We start from the raw sequence: 15873 nt of genomic DNA, 5'->3' as shown, positions 1-15873 counted from the left end.
CGGGACGGTGCGTTTCAGGTTTCGCCGGCAGGGGAGACGGCGGACGGCGCGGCGCACAAGGCTGGGCAGGAGTCGGGAGCGCGCCTTACGCCGCATACCAAGCACAGACGCGGGTCGCTGTCACACGAGCAGCGCCTCGAGCTCCGGAAGTCGGCCGAACAGGTCGGGGAGGCCGCGCACGCCGTTGCGCACGGACTCGTGCGACAGCGCGAGGTCAGGGCCGGTGCTCGCCTCGACACCGGCGAGGCACCGGAGGACGTTCCACCTCGTGTGCCCCAGCCAGCCGCCGATCATGAACACGAACCAGCTTGGCCCTGACGGCGGCAGCGCCCCGCCCCCCGCGACGTAACCGTCGAGGACCGAGCGGAAGATGGCGGGCTTGATGTCGTCGAAGCCAGGTCCCTTCGCCAGGCTCAGCGCGGTCGAGCCGAGCTCACTGGCCAGGTCGAGCATCCCCGAGAGCTCCCAGTCGAGCACCACCGGCCGACCCTCTCGAGCGAGCAGGTTCCACGGTTGGATGTCCTTATGGGTCAGCACGACGGGGCCTGGCCGTTCGCAGGTGTCGACGAAGTGGGCAATCGCGAGGAACGTCTCGACGTGGGAGGCGAGTTCGTCGGCCCACGGCTGTCCGGTCGCCGCCGCCCGCTCGGCGAGCTCGGGCCAGTCCCGTGACGTCGGATCCTCGACCGACACGTGGGTCCACGGGACGTCGAGCGCGTGGATGCGCGCGAGGACCTCACCGATCTCGAACGCGTACGCCGCCGACACCGGTGCTTCGGGCACCGTTTCTCCCTCGACCCATCGGTGGACGAGCATGTGGTGGCTGGCCGAGACCGGCTCCGGCATCGGGATGCCGGCGCCGAAGGCCGCCCGCTCGAACCTGAACACGTCCTCGACGTGGTAGGTCCAGCGGCGGTCGACGAGGTTCAACTCCTTCACGGCGAAGGACCCTTGGTCAGTGTCGAGCCGGTACATCCGGTTGGCGAACCCGCCGTGGACGCGGATCATCGGCCTGATCGGCGCGCCGAGATGCGAAAGATTCACCCACGCATGCTAGGGGCTGGCAGTTCATCGATGCACCGGACTTTCCTGCGATGCATGCTCACGATCACCGCCACGCGGACGCAGGGGGCTGCCGGAGGACTTCCGGATTCACGACCTGCGACACAGCCACCTGATGAACGCCCTGAAGCGAGGGAGAACCCGGTAGAGGTGTCGGCGAACGTCCGGCACCACTGGCCCGGTTGCACGAGGGTACGGGCACAGTCGTAAGGACGGAGCCAGGAAGCTGGCCGCGAGCAACACGAACCGGGTAGGGCTGTCAGCCCTGGTGCAGGTCGTTGCTGGCGCTGTTGGTCACGCGGTATCCCAGAAATGACGAAAGCCCCGGGTAGGGGGCTATTCGATCTGGTGTCCGAGGGGGGACTTGAACCCCCACGCCCGATAAAGGGCACTAGCACCTCAAGCTAGCGCGTCTGCCATTCCGCCACCCGGACTAGGTGGTCCGCTCGGCCCGTCGGCCTCGCTGACATGCATAACTGTAGCAAAGATCGGCTCAGGGGCCCAAAAGCCTGGGGGAGTGGGGGTGGCTGGGGGGTGGACGGAAGGGTTCGGAGAGGTTCTGGGGGGATTTCCTTGGGGTGGGGCGGGGAGTGGGGGAGGATGGCGGGACCGTGCTCGAAAGGTTCCCGGCGAGGTCGGGGGCGGTCCGGACTGGTGTGCCGGGCGGGGCCAGACGACGAGGAGTGGGCGTGAGCGAGTCGAACGCGGAGCGGGCCGGCGGGTCGCGGGTGACGGGGGAGTCGGAGGTCGTCGACATCTGTCGTGATCTGATCCGGATCGACACCAGTAACTACGGGGACGGGTCGGGGCCCGGTGAGCGGGCCGCGGCGGAGTATGTGGCGGAGCAGCTGGCCGAGTTCGGGCTGGAGCCGAAGATCATCGAGTCGGCCAAGGGGCGAGCCTCGACCGTGGTGCGGATCGAGGGTGAGGACCGGTCGCGGCCGGGGCTGCTGATCCACGGGCACACCGATGTGGTGCCGGCCAACGCGGACGACTGGACGTACCACCCGTTCTCCGGCGAGGTCGCGGACGGTTGCGTCTGGGGGCGCGGCGCCGTGGACATGAAGGACATGGACGCGATGACCCTCGCGGTCGTCCGCGACCGCCTGCGCACCGGGCGCAAGCCCCCGCGTGACCTGGTGCTCGCTTTCCTCGCGGACGAGGAGGCCGGTGGCACCTACGGGGCGCGCTACCTGGTCGACAAGCACCCGGGCCTGTTCGAGGGCGTCACCGAGGCGATCGGCGAGGTCGGCGGGTTCTCGTTCACGGTCAACGACAAGGCGCGGCTGTACCTGATCGAGACGGCCGAGAAGGGCATGCACTGGATGCGGCTCACGGTCGAGGGTCGGGCCGGGCACGGGTCGATGATGAACGACGACAACGCCATCACCGAGCTCTGCGAGGCGGTGGCCCGGCTCGGCCGGCACGAGTTCCCGCTGCGGATCACCAAGACGGTCCGGTCGTTCCTGGACGAGCTCTCCGATGCGCTGGGCGTCCCGCTCGACCCGGAGAACATGGACGAGACCCTGCGCGTTCTCGGCGGGATCGCCAAGATGATCGGCACCACGCTGCGCAACACCGCGCAGCCGACCATGCTGGGCGCCGGGTACAAGGTGAACGTGATCCCGGGGCAGGCCACGGCGCACGTGGACGGGCGGTTCCTGCCCGGGTACGAGGAGGAGTTCCTGGCCGAGCTGGACAGCGTGCTCGGGCCGCGGGTGAAGCGGGAGAGCCTGCACTCCGACAAGGCGATCGAGACCAGCTTCGACGGCGCTCTGGTGGAGGCCATGCAGTCGGCGCTACGGGCCGAGGACCCGATCGCCCGGGCGGTGCCGTACTGCCTGTCGGGCGGGACGGACGCGAAGTCGTTCCAGGACCTCGGGATCCGCTGCTTCGGCTTCGCGCCGCTGCAACTGCCGCCGGAGCTGGACTTCGCCGGGATGTTCCACGGTGTGGACGAGCGGGTGCCGGTCGAGGGGTTGAAGTTCGGCGTGCGTGTGCTGGACCGGTTCCTCGACGCCTGCTGACGCCTGCTCACGCGTGCTGACACCTGCTCACGCGTGCTGACGCCCGGTGAGTCCTGCTGGCGGCGGCAGGCAGCTGGAAGGCGGTCAGGCCCGCCCTGGAAGTCGGAGTGACTTCCGGGGCGGGCTTTTCCATCTGAGGGGATGAAGAGTGGCGCGGTGATCGGCGGCGAGATGAATCGTTTCTTCCGCTCTTTCGCCTATCGATCATCAGAGCGAACCATCACCGCTGCGGGTGAATGGATCCGGGGCTGCGTACCCCATTTGGCAGAGCCTCGTTCACTCCTATGGCGGCTCGGGGACCGGGCCGCTCAGATGATCAGGAGGAAAGATGAACACCAAGAAGATCGCCATGGTCACGGCTGCGGCCGGTGGGCTGCTGCTGGCCGGTGCGGGTGTCGCGAGCGCGACCGGTGGGGCCGGTGCCGAGGGTGCCGCGGTGCACTCGCCTGGCGTCGCGTCCGGCAATGTCGTCCAGGTTCCCGTGCACATCCCGGTGAACGTCTGCGGCAACACGATCAGCGTGATCGGCCTGCTGAACCCGGCGTTCGGCGACACCTGCTTCAACAGCTGACGGTGTGCCGGTCGGCTGCCGCCACCTCGGGCGGGCAGGTTCGGTAGGCCCTGCGGGGCCTGCGGGGCCGTCAGCTCGGTAGGCAGAGCAGCACTCGGAAGAGGGGCGTCCCGGTGGGGGCGCCCTTTTTCGTGGCGTAATCCACCTGATCGAGTGAGGTGCGCCCGGTTGGGCCAACCTTTTGGGGGTTGGCTCGTTACTTAGTGGGCGGGAAAAGATTTCGTCGGAAATTCCGACCATCACATGTCAGGGGTACCTATGCGACAGGTTGCCAGAAAAGGGATCCTCACGGCGGTGGCCACCGGCAGCGTGCTGGCCTCCACCGCGGGTTATGCGTACGCGAGTGCGAACGCGGACGGGGTCGCGGCAGGCTCCCCGGGGGTCGGCTCGGGCAACGCGGTGCAGGTGCCGGTGGACGCGCCGATCAACGTGTGCGGCAACACGGTCGACGTGGTCGGGCTGCTGAACCCGGCGTACGGGAACCAGTGCGGGAACAGCGCGCCGCATGGTGATCAGCACAGCGGGCACGGTGGCCAGAAGGGTGGCCAGCCGGGCGCCGGTGACCAGGGCGGCTCGGGGGCGCAGACCGGTCCGGGCACGCCCCAGCAGGGTTCGTGGCCGGGCACCCCGTCGATGCCAGGTGTGCCCCCGCTGCCGGGCAGCCCCGGTGGCCCGGTGGTCAACCCGCCCACCGGCGGCGACAACGGCAGCACCGCCGGCAACGGCAACGGTCCCACCGGTAACGGCCCCACCGGCACCGCCGGCAGCTCGGCGTCCGGGGTCGCCGCGCACTCGCCCGGTGTGGGCTCCGGCAACACGGCGCAGCTCCCCACGGACGTCCCGCTGAACCTCTGCGGCAACTCGGGCAACGTGATCGGCCTGCTCAACCCGGTGATGGGCAATGACTGCGCCAACCACGAGGTCGCGCCGGTCGTCACCCCGGCGCCCGGTCCGCAGGCGCCGCCGGTCCAGACGCCGCCCACCCAGTCGATGCCGGGCGGCACCACCCGCACCGGGGGCGTGCCGGCCGCGGTGCCCGTCGCCGCGCCGGCGGCCGCCCCGGCGCTGACCGCGAGCCACCCGGCCACGGTCGGCCGGCTCGCCTACACGGGCGCCGGCGGGATCGACGTGCTCGCCCCGGCCGGGCTCGCGCTGCTGATCGCGGGTGGGGTGCTCTACCGCCGCTCGCGCGCGGCGGCCTGACCGGACCGCTGATCGAGGGGCGTCACAGAGCGAAGGACGTCACCGACCCAGGGGCGTCGCCCGCGCAGCCGTCGTGACGGCTGCACGCGGGCGACGCCCCTACAGCTGCCCCAGCTGCCCTGGCTGCCCCAGCGGTCCGTGCGGCACGCCGCCGCTACAGCCGTGCCACCGCTCGCTGCCGCCCGCCGCCCGGCATCACCAGCTGCGGACCTGCCGGATGATCCGGCGGCGCAGCAGCACCGTGCGACTGCCGTCCGGGAAGAGCCGCAGCCTGTCCAGCTCCCAGTGCCCGTACTCGGCGTGCTCGGTGAGCAACTGCCGTGCCGCGTTGCGCGTGGTGCCGCGCGGCATGCGCAGCGACTGGTACTCGTACTCGGGCTGTCGGACCAGCTTCGGTGGGGTCAATGGTCGCCTCCTCAGCGATGTCTGCGGGCAAGCCTACGACTTGCCCCCGACGATGACACCGGTCCGGCCGAGCCGCCGGACCGGCCTCTCGTCGGTCGAGCGCCATGCTCTTCGGAGAAGCCGCCTGATGGTCGATCAATTCCCTGAGCCGATTCCCTGAACGGCTCGCCCACCAGCACGCCGACCGTCCTCGGACGGAGTGCTCGGCCCTCCTTCGAGGGGAGTCCTACCCGGCTCGCAGGCCATGGATGCGCCGGCCGCAGGCTCCGGGAAGGGCGCACGGTGGCGGGCACAGAAGCGCACGCATTCGGACATCACGGGTCAAGTTGCCGGGCTTTCGGAAACTGAGAGCGGAACCCCTGTGCGCCCCGGGCCCCGGTACGGATAGCGTCTGCCTCATGTCTGATGCCGCGCAGCTCACCCGCACCGAGGTACGCGAAGCCGCCGAGGCGGTCAAGGCCGCTATCGACCGCCATCTGGAAGCGGTGTCCAGCACCACCGAAGCCGACGATCCTGCGGTCTTCGCCGCGTACGAGGGGTTGGCCGCGGCGGCCGTCCACTACGACCAGCTGCTGTACGAGGTCTACGACGAGGTGACCCCGTTCGAGGTCCCCGGCGACGGTGGCCCGGGCAGCTATCGCGGACCGGAGGAGCCGGAGGCGATCAGCGTGCTGATCCGCCGTGACTACCGGATCGCCGACCCGTGCCGGCTGCGCGGCCAGGCCGAGCGACTGGACGGTTCGCTGCCCGCGGTCCCGGAGGGTGCCGACGGGGTGACCGCCGCGGTCGGCGTGGTCTTCGGCGAGTACGAGCCGGACGAGATTGCGGCCCGCGCCGAGGAGTTCGGTCTGGAGGAGGGCGACTCGACGATCTGGGTCACGGCGACGGAGCCGGGCGAGCCGGGGGAGTGGCTCGCCGAGCCGTTCGACAGCCCGGATCCGCACCTGCTGCTCTGCCGGTTCGACGTCAGCGAGGTCTACGACGAGGACGAGCTGGACGACTGACCGGGGTGACCGGGTGACCAGGTGACCGGTCAAACCGTCGTGGGGTGCGCGGGGTCGATCGACCCGGCGCACCCCACGGTCGTACGCGCCCGCTGCGCGCCCCGTGCGTGCGTCAGTACGCCTGCTCGGTTTGCTCCGCGAGGATCGCCCGCAGCCGGGTGGTCCGTGCGGCGGCAGGACGTTCCGCGACGGCCTGCGCCAGCGCGGGACCCGCGGCGTGCACCACGGACAGGTGACGCTCGGCGCGGCTGAACGCCGTGTAGACCCACTGGCGGGTCAGCGTGGCGGCCGCGTCCTCGGGCAGCACCACCACCACGCCCGGCCAGCGCCGTCCGACGGCCTGATGCGCCGTCAGCGCCCAGCCGTGGCGCAGCCGGTCGACCTGGGCCGGCGGCAGCAGCAATTCGTCGGTCGCGCCGGCCAGTGCGAGCCGCAGACCGGCCGGGTCGCCGCCGAGCACGGTGCCGGGGCGGTTGACCCCGGGCAGCGGGGAGTAGACCACCCGGTCGCCGGGATCGAAGCCGGCGAACCGCCCGGGGCCGGGGTTCAGCCGGGCCTTGGCCGCCGCGTTCAGCGCGCGGGTGCCGGCCGGGCCGCCGTGCCCCGGGGTCAGCAGCACGGTCTGCTCGGCAGGGATGCCGAGCGCACGCGGAATCGAGTCGGTGAGCAACTGGACGGCCCGGTGGACGGCTTCGCCGGCCTCGCGCGCGGTGAGGATCATCACCTCCTTCTCCGGCGCCTCGACGCTCTGCAGCTCGCCGATGCCGATCCCGGAGACCAGCTCGCCGATCGGGCTGAGGTCGGGGGTGCGGGAGGCGACCACGGGAGCGGGCTTGGCGGCGAGCAGGTCGGCGAAGAGCCGGCCGGGCCCGGCCGACCAGAGCTGGCCAGGATCGCCGCTGAGCACCAGCCGGGTGCCGTCGGCGAGCGCCTCCACCAGGGTGGCGGCCAGCTCCAGGTCGAGCAGGGGGGCGTCCTGCACGATCAGCAGATCAACGGCGAGCGAGCCGTCCTCGGCCCGGCCCGGTCCGGTCGGCGCACCCGGCGCGCCCGGGCCGCCCGGCCCGTTCTGCAGCAGTTCGGCCAGCGTGAGCGACCTGCCGCGCCCGTCGGGGAGCAGCGCCGCCAACGCGTCCCGCCCGTGCTCGCTCCAGGAGGCCGCCCAGGCCCGCAGGCCCAGCTCGTCGGCGGTGGAGAGCAGCGCGGCGAGCTCGATCCGCGCGGCGGCGTCGCCGGTGTGCAGCACCAGCGGGTGCGCGGCGACGGCCCGGATCAGCGCGCTCGCCGAGGCGGACGGTGCCGCGGCCGCAGCGGCCTCCCAGACCGCGGCCGCGGGCGCGACGGGCTGCCGGCCTGCTGACGCCTCATCAACTTCGTCAGGCGCCACCTCATCGGCAGCAGCCTCGTCGGCTGACGCCTCATCGCCCGGCACCTCGAAGGTGGACATGATCCGCACCAGCCCGTCCGCCGCGCTGTCCTCGGCGAGCGCGAGCCGCTCCAGCGCGAGCAGCATCCGGACCGGCGACTCCTCGTCCTCCTCGGCCGGTTGGGCGCCGGGGCCGGTCTCCTCCTCCTGGAACGGCATCACCCGCCCGTCCAGCACGGCCTCCTGCAGCGCCTGTTCGGGCTCGGGCAAGCCGAGCTTGGCCAGGCCCTCGCGCAGCTCGCCCGCCTCCAGCGCGGAATGACCGCGCAGCGCGGCCTGCTCCAACAGCCAGACGGCCAGCGCCTGTCCGCGCCGCAGGTCGCCGGGGCCGGCCTCGGCGCCGAGCAGCGCGCGGGCGAAGCCGTCCGCCTGCTCGGGGCGCACCCCGGGCAGTGCGAGCAGGCCCCACGGGTCCTCTCGCAGGGCGGTGGCCGCGGCCTCGCCGAAGGCGGCCACGGCGGCTGCCGCGAGCCCGGCGACAGCGGCGGCGGGCGCGCCGCCGGCCGTCAGCACCTCGCTCACGGCGTTCAGCGCGGCGGCCCGCGCCTCGTCCAGCGCGGCCGTGGCAGCGGCGGCGGAAGCAGCAGCGGACGCGGCGGTGGCCGGAGCGTCTTCGCCGCTCGTCGCCCGCGCGGCGGCGCCGGCTGCCCCGTCCGCCCGGGCGGTCCCGCCGCCGATGGTCCGGATCGCCTCGGCCAGCGCGGCCACCTCGGCGGCTCGCCCGGCGTCACCGGCCGCCGCCGGTGCTCCGGCCGGCGCCGCGGCGCCGGGGGCGCTGCCGGCCCCGGTGTCCGGCTCGCTGCCGGCCCCGCCGCCCGCCTCCGCGCGCGGCTCGGGCAGTGCGGCCTCCTGCGGACCCGAGTCCGGGTCGTGCGTCTGACTCACAGTTCGTTCCAGTCCTGATCAGGGTAGCGACGCACCGGCGCCGAGATGTCGTCGAGCGCACCGCGGATCTCATCCGGAAGCGTAAGCGCCTCCACCGACAGCGCCGCCTGCAGCTGGGTCGCCGTGCGGGCGCCGACGATCGCGGCGGCCACCCCGGGCCGGTCCCGCACCCAGGAGAGCGCCACCGCCAGCGGGCTGCTGGCCAGGCCGTCGGCGGCGGTCGCCACCGCGTCCACGATCCGGCGCGAGCGCTCACCGAGGTACGGCTGGACGAACCCGGCCAGGTAGGGCGAAGCGCCGCGGGAGTCCGGCGGCACGCCGTGCCGGTACTTGCCGGTGAGCACCCCGCGCCCCAGCGGCGAGGAGGCCAGCAGGCCGACCCCGGCGTCCAGCGCGGCCGGCAGCACCTCGCGCTCGATGCCGCGCTGCACCAGCGAGTACTCCATCTGCGTCCCGGCCAGCGGCACCCGGCCGGCCGCGCAGCGCTGCCAGGTGGCGGCCTTGGCCAGTTGCCAGCCGCTGAAGTTGGAGACGCCGACGTAGCGGGCCCGGCCGGAGCCGACGGCCAGGTCCAGCGCGTGCAGGGTCTCCTCGGTGGGGGTGTCGGGGTCGAACGCGTGCACCTGCCACAGGTCGACGTGGTCGGTGCCGAGCCGGCGCAGCGAGGCGTCCAGTGCGGCCAGCAGGTACCCGCGGGAGGTGTCGAAGTGACGGGAGGCGTCGAAACGACGGTCGGCGTCGGGGACGCAGCCGGCCTTGGTGGCGATCACCAGCTCGGAGCGCGGGACCAGACTGTCCATCAGCCGGGAGAGCAGGTACTCGGCGCCGCCGTCCGCGTAGCTGTCGGAGGTGTCGACCAGCGTGCCGCCGGCCGCCGTGAACTCCTTGAGCTGCTCGGCGGCCTCCTGCTCGTCGGTGTCCCGGCCCCAGGTCATGGTGCCCAGGCCCAACCGCGAGACCCGCAGACCGGTGCGGCCGAGTTGACGCTGCTCCATGGCATCGAGCGTAGTGCGCAGGCGCTGGTCGGCCGCGCAGACCCGCAGGACCCCGCGAGCAGAGCCGGTGATGTGACCCGCGCCACCACTACCAGCCGGTAGCATCGCCCGCCGCCCCGGGACTACGCTCGGCCACGGCATTCCCCTCCCGAAAGGCGTGGCACGCTATGCGACTCGGCATCAACCTCGGCTACTGGGGACTCGGCCTGGACGCCGACAACATCGCGGTCGCCCAGGAGGCGGACCGGCTCGGTTACTCGGTCTGCTGGGCGGCGGAGGCGTACGGCTCGGACGCCGCCACGGTGCTCTCCTACGTCGCGGCGAAGACGGAGCGGATCGACGTCGGCTCGGCGATCTTCCAGATCCCGGCCCGTACCCCGGCGATGACGGCGATGACCGCCGCCACCCTGGACACCCTCTCCGGCGGCCGGTTCCGGCTCGGCCTCGGGGTGTCGGGTCCGCAGGTCTCCGAAGGCTGGTACGGCGTCAAGTTCGACAAGCCGCTGGCCCGAACCCGGGAGTACGTGGAGATCATCCGCAAGGCGATGTCGCGTGAGCGGCTGACCCACGAGGGCGCCAACTGGACCCTGCCGCTGCCGGGCGGGCCGGGCAAGGCGCTGAAGCTGACGGTGCATCCGGTGCGCGAGCGGATCCCGCTCTACCTGGCGGCGATCGGGCCCAAGAACGTGGAACTGGCCGGCGAGATCGCCGACGGCTGGCTCGGCCTCTTCTTCGCGCCCGAGCAGGCGGCGGCCTCGGTCGACCGGCTGCGGGCCGGGCGGGCCAAGGCCGGGCTGACCCTGGACGGGTTCGACCTCTGCCCCACCGTGCCGATCTCGGTCGGCACCGACCTGGCGGCGGCCGCCGACACCCAGCGGACCTACGCGTCGCTGTACATCGGCGGCATGGGCAGCAAGGAGCAGAACTTCTACAAGCAGCAGGCGCAGCGGCTGGGTTACGAGCAGGAGGCCGAGGAGATCCAGCAGCGCTACCTGGCCGGTGACAAGCAGGGCGCGGCGGCCGCGGTGCCGCAGGGCTTCATCGACTCGACCTCGCTGCTCGGCACCAAGGAGCGGATCGCCGACCGGATGCAGGCCTACGCGGCGGCCGGGGTCACCACCCTGACCCTCTCACCGGCCGGCTGGACCCTGGAGGAGCGGGTGACGGCGCTGCGCACCGGGGTCGAGGCGCTGGAGCTGGCCGGCCTGGCCTGAGCGCATCCGGACTGAGCGCCTCCCGGAGGGCCGAGAGGCCCCTGGACCCAGCCCCGGGCCGGCGGCAATAGCGGACCCCGTAGGCTTGGGGCATGCCCACACTGCTGTTGGTACGCCATGGCCGGTCGACTGCGAACTCCGCCGGGATCCTCGCCGGTTGGACGCCCGGCGTGGACCTCGACGAGACCGGCCGGACGCAGGCCGAGGCGCTGGTCGGCCGGCTGGCGGGGGTGCCGCTGGCGGTCGCGCTGAGCAGCCCGTTGGAGCGCTGCCGGCAGACCCTGGCCCCGCTGCTGGCCGCCCGTCCCGAGCTCGGCGAGCCGACCCTGGACGAGCGGCTCGGCGAGTGCCACTACGGCGAGTGGACCGGCCGTCCGCTGATGGAGCTGGCCAACGAGCCGCTCTGGCGCACCGTCCAGGACCACGCCTCGGCGGCCGCGTTCCCCGGCGGCGAGAGCCTGCGCGCGCTGAGTCACCGCACGGTGGCGGCGGTCCGCGAGTGGGACGAGAAGATCGCCGCCGAGCACGGACCCGACGCGGTGTGGATCGCCTGCACCCACGGGGACGTGATCAAGGCGATCGTGGCCGACGCGCTCGGCCTGCACCTGGACCACTTCCAGCGGATCAACGTGGACCCCTGCACGGTCACCGCGATCCGCTACACCCCGCTGCGCCCGTTCCTGCTGCGGATGGGCGACACCGGCGAGCTGAGCGGCCTGCGCCCGAAGACCGCCGACCGTGCGGGTGCCGCCGGCAGCGGCGACGCGGTGGTCGGCGGCTCCACCGGCACGGACTGACCACCGGCAACGTAGGACCGACTGCGCGCCACCGACCGAGCACCGGCGAACGGCCGCGCGCGGACTGCCTGCGGCGCCGACTGACTGCCGTGCCGAAGCCGTAGGGTGAAAAGGCGCGCCACCGAAAACCCGATCCGTTTCACACCCCGGAGCGAGAGAGTGCCCCGACAGGTCTTCTTCTACGACCAGCCCGAGCGGTTCGTGGCCGGCACCGTCGGCCAGCCCGGCTCGCGGGCGTTCTTCCTGCAGGCCAGCGCGCGCGGCCGGATCACCAGCGTGCTGTTGGAGAAGACGCAGGTGGCCGCGCTCGCCGAGCGGGTCGAGGAGGTGCTGGACGAGGCGCTGCGACGCAGCGGCGGCCAGGCGCCGATCCCGGCCATGGCACCGGCCGAACTGGTCGACACCGCCCCGCTCGACCTGCCGCTGGAGCAGGAGTTCCGGGTCGGCACCATGGCGCTGGCCTGGGACAACACCGACGGCTACCTGGTGGTCGAGGCCCAGGCGGTGATCGAGGACGCCGAGGACGACGAGGACGCCGCCGCCGAGTTGGCCTTCGAGGACGACGAGAACGGCCCGGACATGCTGCGGGTGCGGCTGACCGGCGCGATGGCCCGGGTGTTCGCCAAGCGCGCGCTCGACCTGGTCGCGGCCGGTCGCAAGCCCTGCCCGTTCTGCAACCTCCCGCTGGACCCGGAGGGCCATCTGTGCCCGCGTCAGAACGGTTACAAGCGCTGAACGCCGACCGCGAACCGCAGACCGACCGGGACCCGCAGCCCACGCCGGACCCGCCGGAGCCGGACGAGCAGGACCCGGAGGAGCAGGACATACCGGAGGCCGACCCGGTCGCCGGCGCGGCGCTGGCCGCCGACGTCCCCGCCGCGCTGGAGCTGCTGCGCGCCGGCACGCTCACCTTGCACGGGCGGCTCACCGACGCCTCCAACGCCGCGCTCTACTGCTCGGTCACCCTGGACGGCGTCTCGGCACTCTGCGTCTACAAGCCGGTGCGCGGCGAACGCCCGCTCTGGGACTTCCCCGACGGCACGTTGGCCGGGCGCGAGGTGGCCGCCTACGAGGTGGCCGCCGCCACCGGCTGGGCACTGATCCCGCCCACGGTGCTGCGCGAGGGTCCGTTCGGCACCGGCATGGTGCAGATCTGGGTCGAGCCGGACCCGAAGGCCGCCCCGCTGCTGGCCCTGCAGGACCCGAGCGGACCCGAGGCGGGTTGGCTGCCGATCATCGAGGCCGAGGTGGGGGAGGGCCGCACCGCGCTGCTGGTGCACCTGGACGACCAGCGGCTGCGCCGGCTCGCGGTGGTCGACGCGGTGCTCAACAACGCCGACCGCAAGGGCGGTCACCTGCTGCCGGCCGCCGACGGACGGATCTACGGGATCGACCACGGTGTCACCTTCGCGGTCCCCGGCAAGCTGCGCACCCTGCTCTGGGGTTGGGCCCGGCAGCCGCTGACCGGGGAGGCGGTCGAGATGCTGGAGCGGCTGCGCGGCGAGCTGGCGGGGCCGCTGGGGGAGCGGCTGCGGCCGCATCTGACGGAGGCTGAGGTGACGGCGACTCGGGAGCGGGTCGGCGGGCTGCTGCACAGCGCACGGCACCCGGTGCCGTCCCAGGAGTGGCCCTCGATCCCCTGGCCGCCGGTCTGACCCCGTGCTCCGGGTGAGCGCGGCCCGGCATCCTGGCTGCGGCCTGGTGTTGCTGCGGCCCGGTGTTGCTGCGCCCTGGTGTTGCTGCGGCCCGGTGTGAGCGCGCGCTCATTTCAGCCGATTCCGCATACTGGTTAGCCTTTCAAATGATCGCAAGGTTAGAGTCATTTTCATGCATGCCTGGCCCGCCTCCGAGGTTCCCGCCCTGCCTGGTCAGGGACTCCCCCTGCGCATCCACGACACCGCCGCGGGTGCGATCAGAGAGGTCGTGCCCACCGGCCCGACCGCTCGTCTGTACGTCTGCGGCATCACCCCGTACGACGCCACCCACCTGGGCCACGCCGCCACCTACAACGCCTTCGACCTGATCCAGCGGGTCTGGCGGGACGCCGGACTCGACGTCCGGTACGTCCAGAACGTCACCGATGTGGACGACCCGCTGCTCGAACGCGCGGTCGCCACCGGACAGGACTGGACCGAACTCGCCGAGCGGGAGACCGCGCTGTTCCGCGAGGACATGACGGCGCTGCGGATCCTGCCGCCGGCCCACTACATCGGTGCGGTCGAGTCGATCCCGTGGATCGTCCCGCTGGTCAAGAAGCTGCTGGCGAGCGGCGCCGCGTACGAGCTGGACGGCGACATCTACTTCTCCATCGAGTCCGACCCGCGGTTCGGCGAGGTCTCCCGGCTCAGCCGCGAGGAGATGCTGCCGGTCTTCGGCGAGCGCGGCGGCGACCCCGAGCGGCCCGGCAAGCGCCACCCGCTGGACGCGCTGCTCTGGCTGGCCGCCCGGCCCGGCGAGCCGGCCTGGGACACCGAGCTGGGTCACGGCCGGCCCGGCTGGCACATCGAGTGCGTCGCGATCGCGCTGGAGTACCTGGACATGTCCTTCGACATCCAGGGCGGCGGCAGCGACCTCGCCTTCCCGCACCACGAGATGGGTGCCGCGCACGCCCAGGCCGCCACCGGCCTGCACCCGTTCGCGAAGGCCTACGTGCACGCGGGCATGGTCGGGCTGGACGGTCAGAAGATGTCCAAGTCCCGCGGCAACCTGGTCTTCGTGTCCGCGCTGCGCCGCGATGGCGTCGACCCGGCGGCGATCCGCCTGGCGCTGCTGTCGCACCACTACCGCAGTGACTGGGAGTGGACCAAGAACACGCTGGACGAGGCCGTCGAGCGCCTCGCCCGCTGGCGCGCCGCCGTCTCCCGCCCGGACGGGCCGCCGGCCGAGCAGCTGCTCACCGAGGTGCGCGCGGCGCTGGCCGCCGACCTGGACGCGCCGGCCGCGCTGGCCGCCGTGGATCGCTGGGCCGAGCAGCAGGCCGCCACCGGCGGCGAGGACACCGGCGCGCCCGGCCTGGTCTCGCGCACGGTCGACGCGCTGCTGGGCGTCGCGCTGTAACAGCGCGTGCCGTCACCACTGCCGAGGGCCGCCGACCCGATACCGGGTCGGCGGCCCTCGGCGTTCTCACGTTCTCGCGGACGCCCCGCCGGACGCCGCGGTGCCGCCAGGGGAGGTGCCGTTGACGGACACCGTCGGGACCTCCAGCGCCAGCGCCTCCTGACCGGGGATCTCGGGCGCCTGGACCTCGGTCGCGGCACGCAGCTCGGGCACCGGTAGGTCGGGCACGTCGGGCACGTCAGGTACTTCGGGCACCTCGGGCATCCCGGGCAGCTCGCTCGCCGCCGGCTCAACCGGCTCAGCCAGCTCAGCCGGCTCCTCGCCGCGCTGGGCGTCGCTGGTCTTGGTCGCGCTGTCCAGGAACCGCAGCAGCTCGACCGGGAACGGCAGCACCAGGGTCGAGTTCTTCTCGGCGGCGACCTCCACCACGGTCTGGAGCAGCCGCAGTTGGAGCGCGGCCGGGGTCCGGCTCATGATCTTGGCGGCGTCGGAGAGCTTCTTGGACGCCTGGAACTCGCCGTCCGCGGTGATGATCCGGGCCCGCCGCTCGCGGTCCGCCTCGGCCTGCCGGGCCATCGAGCGCTTCATCGACTCGGGCAGCGCGACGTCCTTGATCTCGACCCGGTCGATCTCCACGCCCCAGCCGAGCGCCGGACTGTCCAGCATCAGCTCCAGGCCCTGGTTGATCGGCTCGCGGTTGGCCAGCAGGTCGTCCAGTTCGCTCTTGCCGATGATCGAGCGCAGCGAGGTCTGCGCGACCTGGGAGATCGCGAACTGGTAGTCCTGCACGTTGACGGTGGCGCGCACCGGGTCGACCACCCGGAAGTAGACCACCGCGTCCACCCGGACCGTGACGTTGTCGCGGGTGATGCCCTCCTGGGCGGGGACCGGCATGGTCACGATCTGCACGTTCACCCGGCGGATCCGGTCGGCCACCGGGAGCAGCATCACCAGGCCCGGGTCGCGGACCTCGTCGCGGACCCGGCCGAACCGGAACACCACGCCTCGCTGGAACTGCTGCACCACCCGGACGCTCAGCGCGGTCCAGACCGCGCCGAACGCGGCGAGTCCGCCCAGCACACCCAACACCACATCCAGGACAACCATGGCTGATCACCTCGGCCCGCACCGGCTCCGAACCTCCACGGTACTCCGCAGCTGCGGACGCGGACGCGGACGTGGACGTGGATGCGGACGCGGGAGCGGCGGCGGCCGCCGGAGGGAGAA

General features: G+C 72.7%; 14 protein-coding genes and 1 tRNA gene. 9 read left to right on the top strand and 6 right to left on the bottom strand.

The annotated features are described in order from the left end of the window. Nucleotides 1–120 precede the first annotated feature (120 nt). A complete protein-coding gene (locus tag P3T41_RS09710) occupies nt 121–1008 on the bottom strand; it encodes an aminoglycoside phosphotransferase family protein (RefSeq protein WP_280689275.1) in 888 nt (295 codons plus the stop codon). A 400-nt stretch (nt 1009–1408) separates the two neighbouring features. Continuing rightward, nucleotides 1409–1496: transfer RNA gene (locus P3T41_RS09705), tRNA-Leu, on the bottom strand. A 255-nt stretch (nt 1497–1751) separates the two neighbouring features. On the opposite strand from P3T41_RS09705, the gene P3T41_RS09700 reads away from it, so the two are divergent. From P3T41_RS09700 to P3T41_RS09690, 3 genes are all read left to right on the top strand, one after another. Continuing rightward, on the top strand, nt 1752–3089 hold the full coding sequence (locus P3T41_RS09700; RefSeq protein ID WP_280689232.1) for a M20/M25/M40 family metallo-hydrolase: 1338 nt from the start codon (nt 1752–1754) through the stop codon (nt 3087–3089). A gap of 328 nt (nt 3090–3417) precedes the next feature. Further along, nucleotides 3418–3660: a chaplin gene (locus P3T41_RS09695; RefSeq protein ID WP_280689231.1), complete on the top strand. Its 243-nt coding sequence runs from the start codon at nt 3418–3420 to the stop codon at nt 3658–3660. A gap of 294 nt (nt 3661–3954) precedes the next feature. Beyond that, nucleotides 3955–4863, top strand: a complete 909-nt coding sequence (locus P3T41_RS09690; protein WP_348533635.1) for a chaplin — start codon at nt 3955–3957, stop codon at nt 4861–4863. 195 nt (nt 4864–5058) lie between these two features. Here the strand turns inward: P3T41_RS09690 and P3T41_RS09685 are convergent, their stop codons facing one another. Continuing rightward, on the bottom strand, nt 5059–5253 hold the full coding sequence (locus tag P3T41_RS09685) for a DUF5703 family protein (RefSeq protein ID WP_266301036.1): 195 nt from the start codon (nt 5251–5253) through the stop codon (nt 5059–5061). 413 nt (nt 5254–5666) lie between these two features. Here P3T41_RS09685 and P3T41_RS09680 point away from each other — a divergent pair, with 413 nt between their 5' ends. Next, a complete protein-coding gene (locus P3T41_RS09680) occupies nt 5667–6272 on the top strand; it encodes a hypothetical protein (protein WP_280689229.1) in 606 nt (201 codons plus the stop codon). Between the two features lie 112 nt (nt 6273–6384). On the opposite strand, the gene P3T41_RS09675 is transcribed toward P3T41_RS09680, so the two are convergent. Continuing rightward, nucleotides 6385–8583, bottom strand: coding sequence for an ATP-binding domain-containing protein (locus P3T41_RS09675; protein WP_280689228.1), 2199 nt, complete (start codon nt 8581–8583; stop codon nt 6385–6387). Further along, nucleotides 8580–9578: an aldo/keto reductase gene (locus P3T41_RS09670; RefSeq protein WP_280689227.1), complete on the bottom strand. Its 999-nt coding sequence runs from the start codon at nt 9576–9578 to the stop codon at nt 8580–8582. The genes P3T41_RS09675 and P3T41_RS09670 overlap by 4 nt, the downstream gene beginning before the upstream one ends. A 167-nt stretch (nt 9579–9745) precedes the next feature. On the opposite strand from P3T41_RS09670, the gene P3T41_RS09665 reads away from it, so the two are divergent. From P3T41_RS09665 to mshC, 5 genes are all read left to right on the top strand, one after another. Then, complete coding sequence (locus P3T41_RS09665) at nt 9746–10792, top strand: LLM class F420-dependent oxidoreductase (protein ID WP_280689226.1); 1047 nt, start codon at nt 9746–9748, stop codon at nt 10790–10792. A gap of 92 nt (nt 10793–10884) precedes the next feature. Continuing rightward, nucleotides 10885–11589 (top strand): histidine phosphatase family protein, encoded by a 705-nt coding sequence (locus tag P3T41_RS09660; protein ID WP_280689225.1) that lies wholly within the window; start codon nt 10885–10887, stop codon nt 11587–11589. 159 nt (nt 11590–11748) lie between these two features. Continuing rightward, the gene (locus P3T41_RS09655; protein WP_280689224.1) at nt 11749–12324 is read left to right on the top strand and encodes a DUF3090 domain-containing protein; all 576 of its coding nucleotides are present in this window, start codon (nt 11749–11751) and stop codon (nt 12322–12324) included. Nucleotides 12325–12446: 122 nt separating this feature from the next. Beyond that, nucleotides 12447–13244: an SCO1664 family protein gene (locus tag P3T41_RS09650; RefSeq protein WP_280689274.1), complete on the top strand. Its 798-nt coding sequence runs from the start codon at nt 12447–12449 to the stop codon at nt 13242–13244. A 172-nt stretch (nt 13245–13416) separates the two neighbouring features. Next, nucleotides 13417–14646 carry a cysteine--1-D-myo-inosityl 2-amino-2-deoxy-alpha-D-glucopyranoside ligase gene (gene mshC, locus P3T41_RS09645; protein WP_280689223.1) on the top strand — a complete coding sequence of 410 codons (1230 nt, stop codon included), beginning with the start codon at nt 13417–13419 and terminating at the stop codon, nt 14644–14646. Nucleotides 14647–14712: 66 nt separating this feature from the next. On the opposite strand, the gene P3T41_RS09640 is transcribed toward mshC, so the two are convergent. Continuing rightward, the gene (locus tag P3T41_RS09640) at nt 14713–15753 is read right to left on the bottom strand and encodes a slipin family protein (protein ID WP_280689222.1); all 1041 of its coding nucleotides are present in this window, start codon (nt 15751–15753) and stop codon (nt 14713–14715) included. Nucleotides 15754–15873 lie beyond the last annotated feature (120 nt).

Origin of the sequence: Kitasatospora sp. GAS204B (assembly GCF_029892155.1) — a bacterium.
Lineage (GTDB): Bacteria > Actinomycetota > Actinomycetes > Streptomycetales > Streptomycetaceae > Kitasatospora.
Note: the sequence above shows the minus strand (reverse complement) of the source record. Positions and strands in the feature narration are given on the sequence as shown.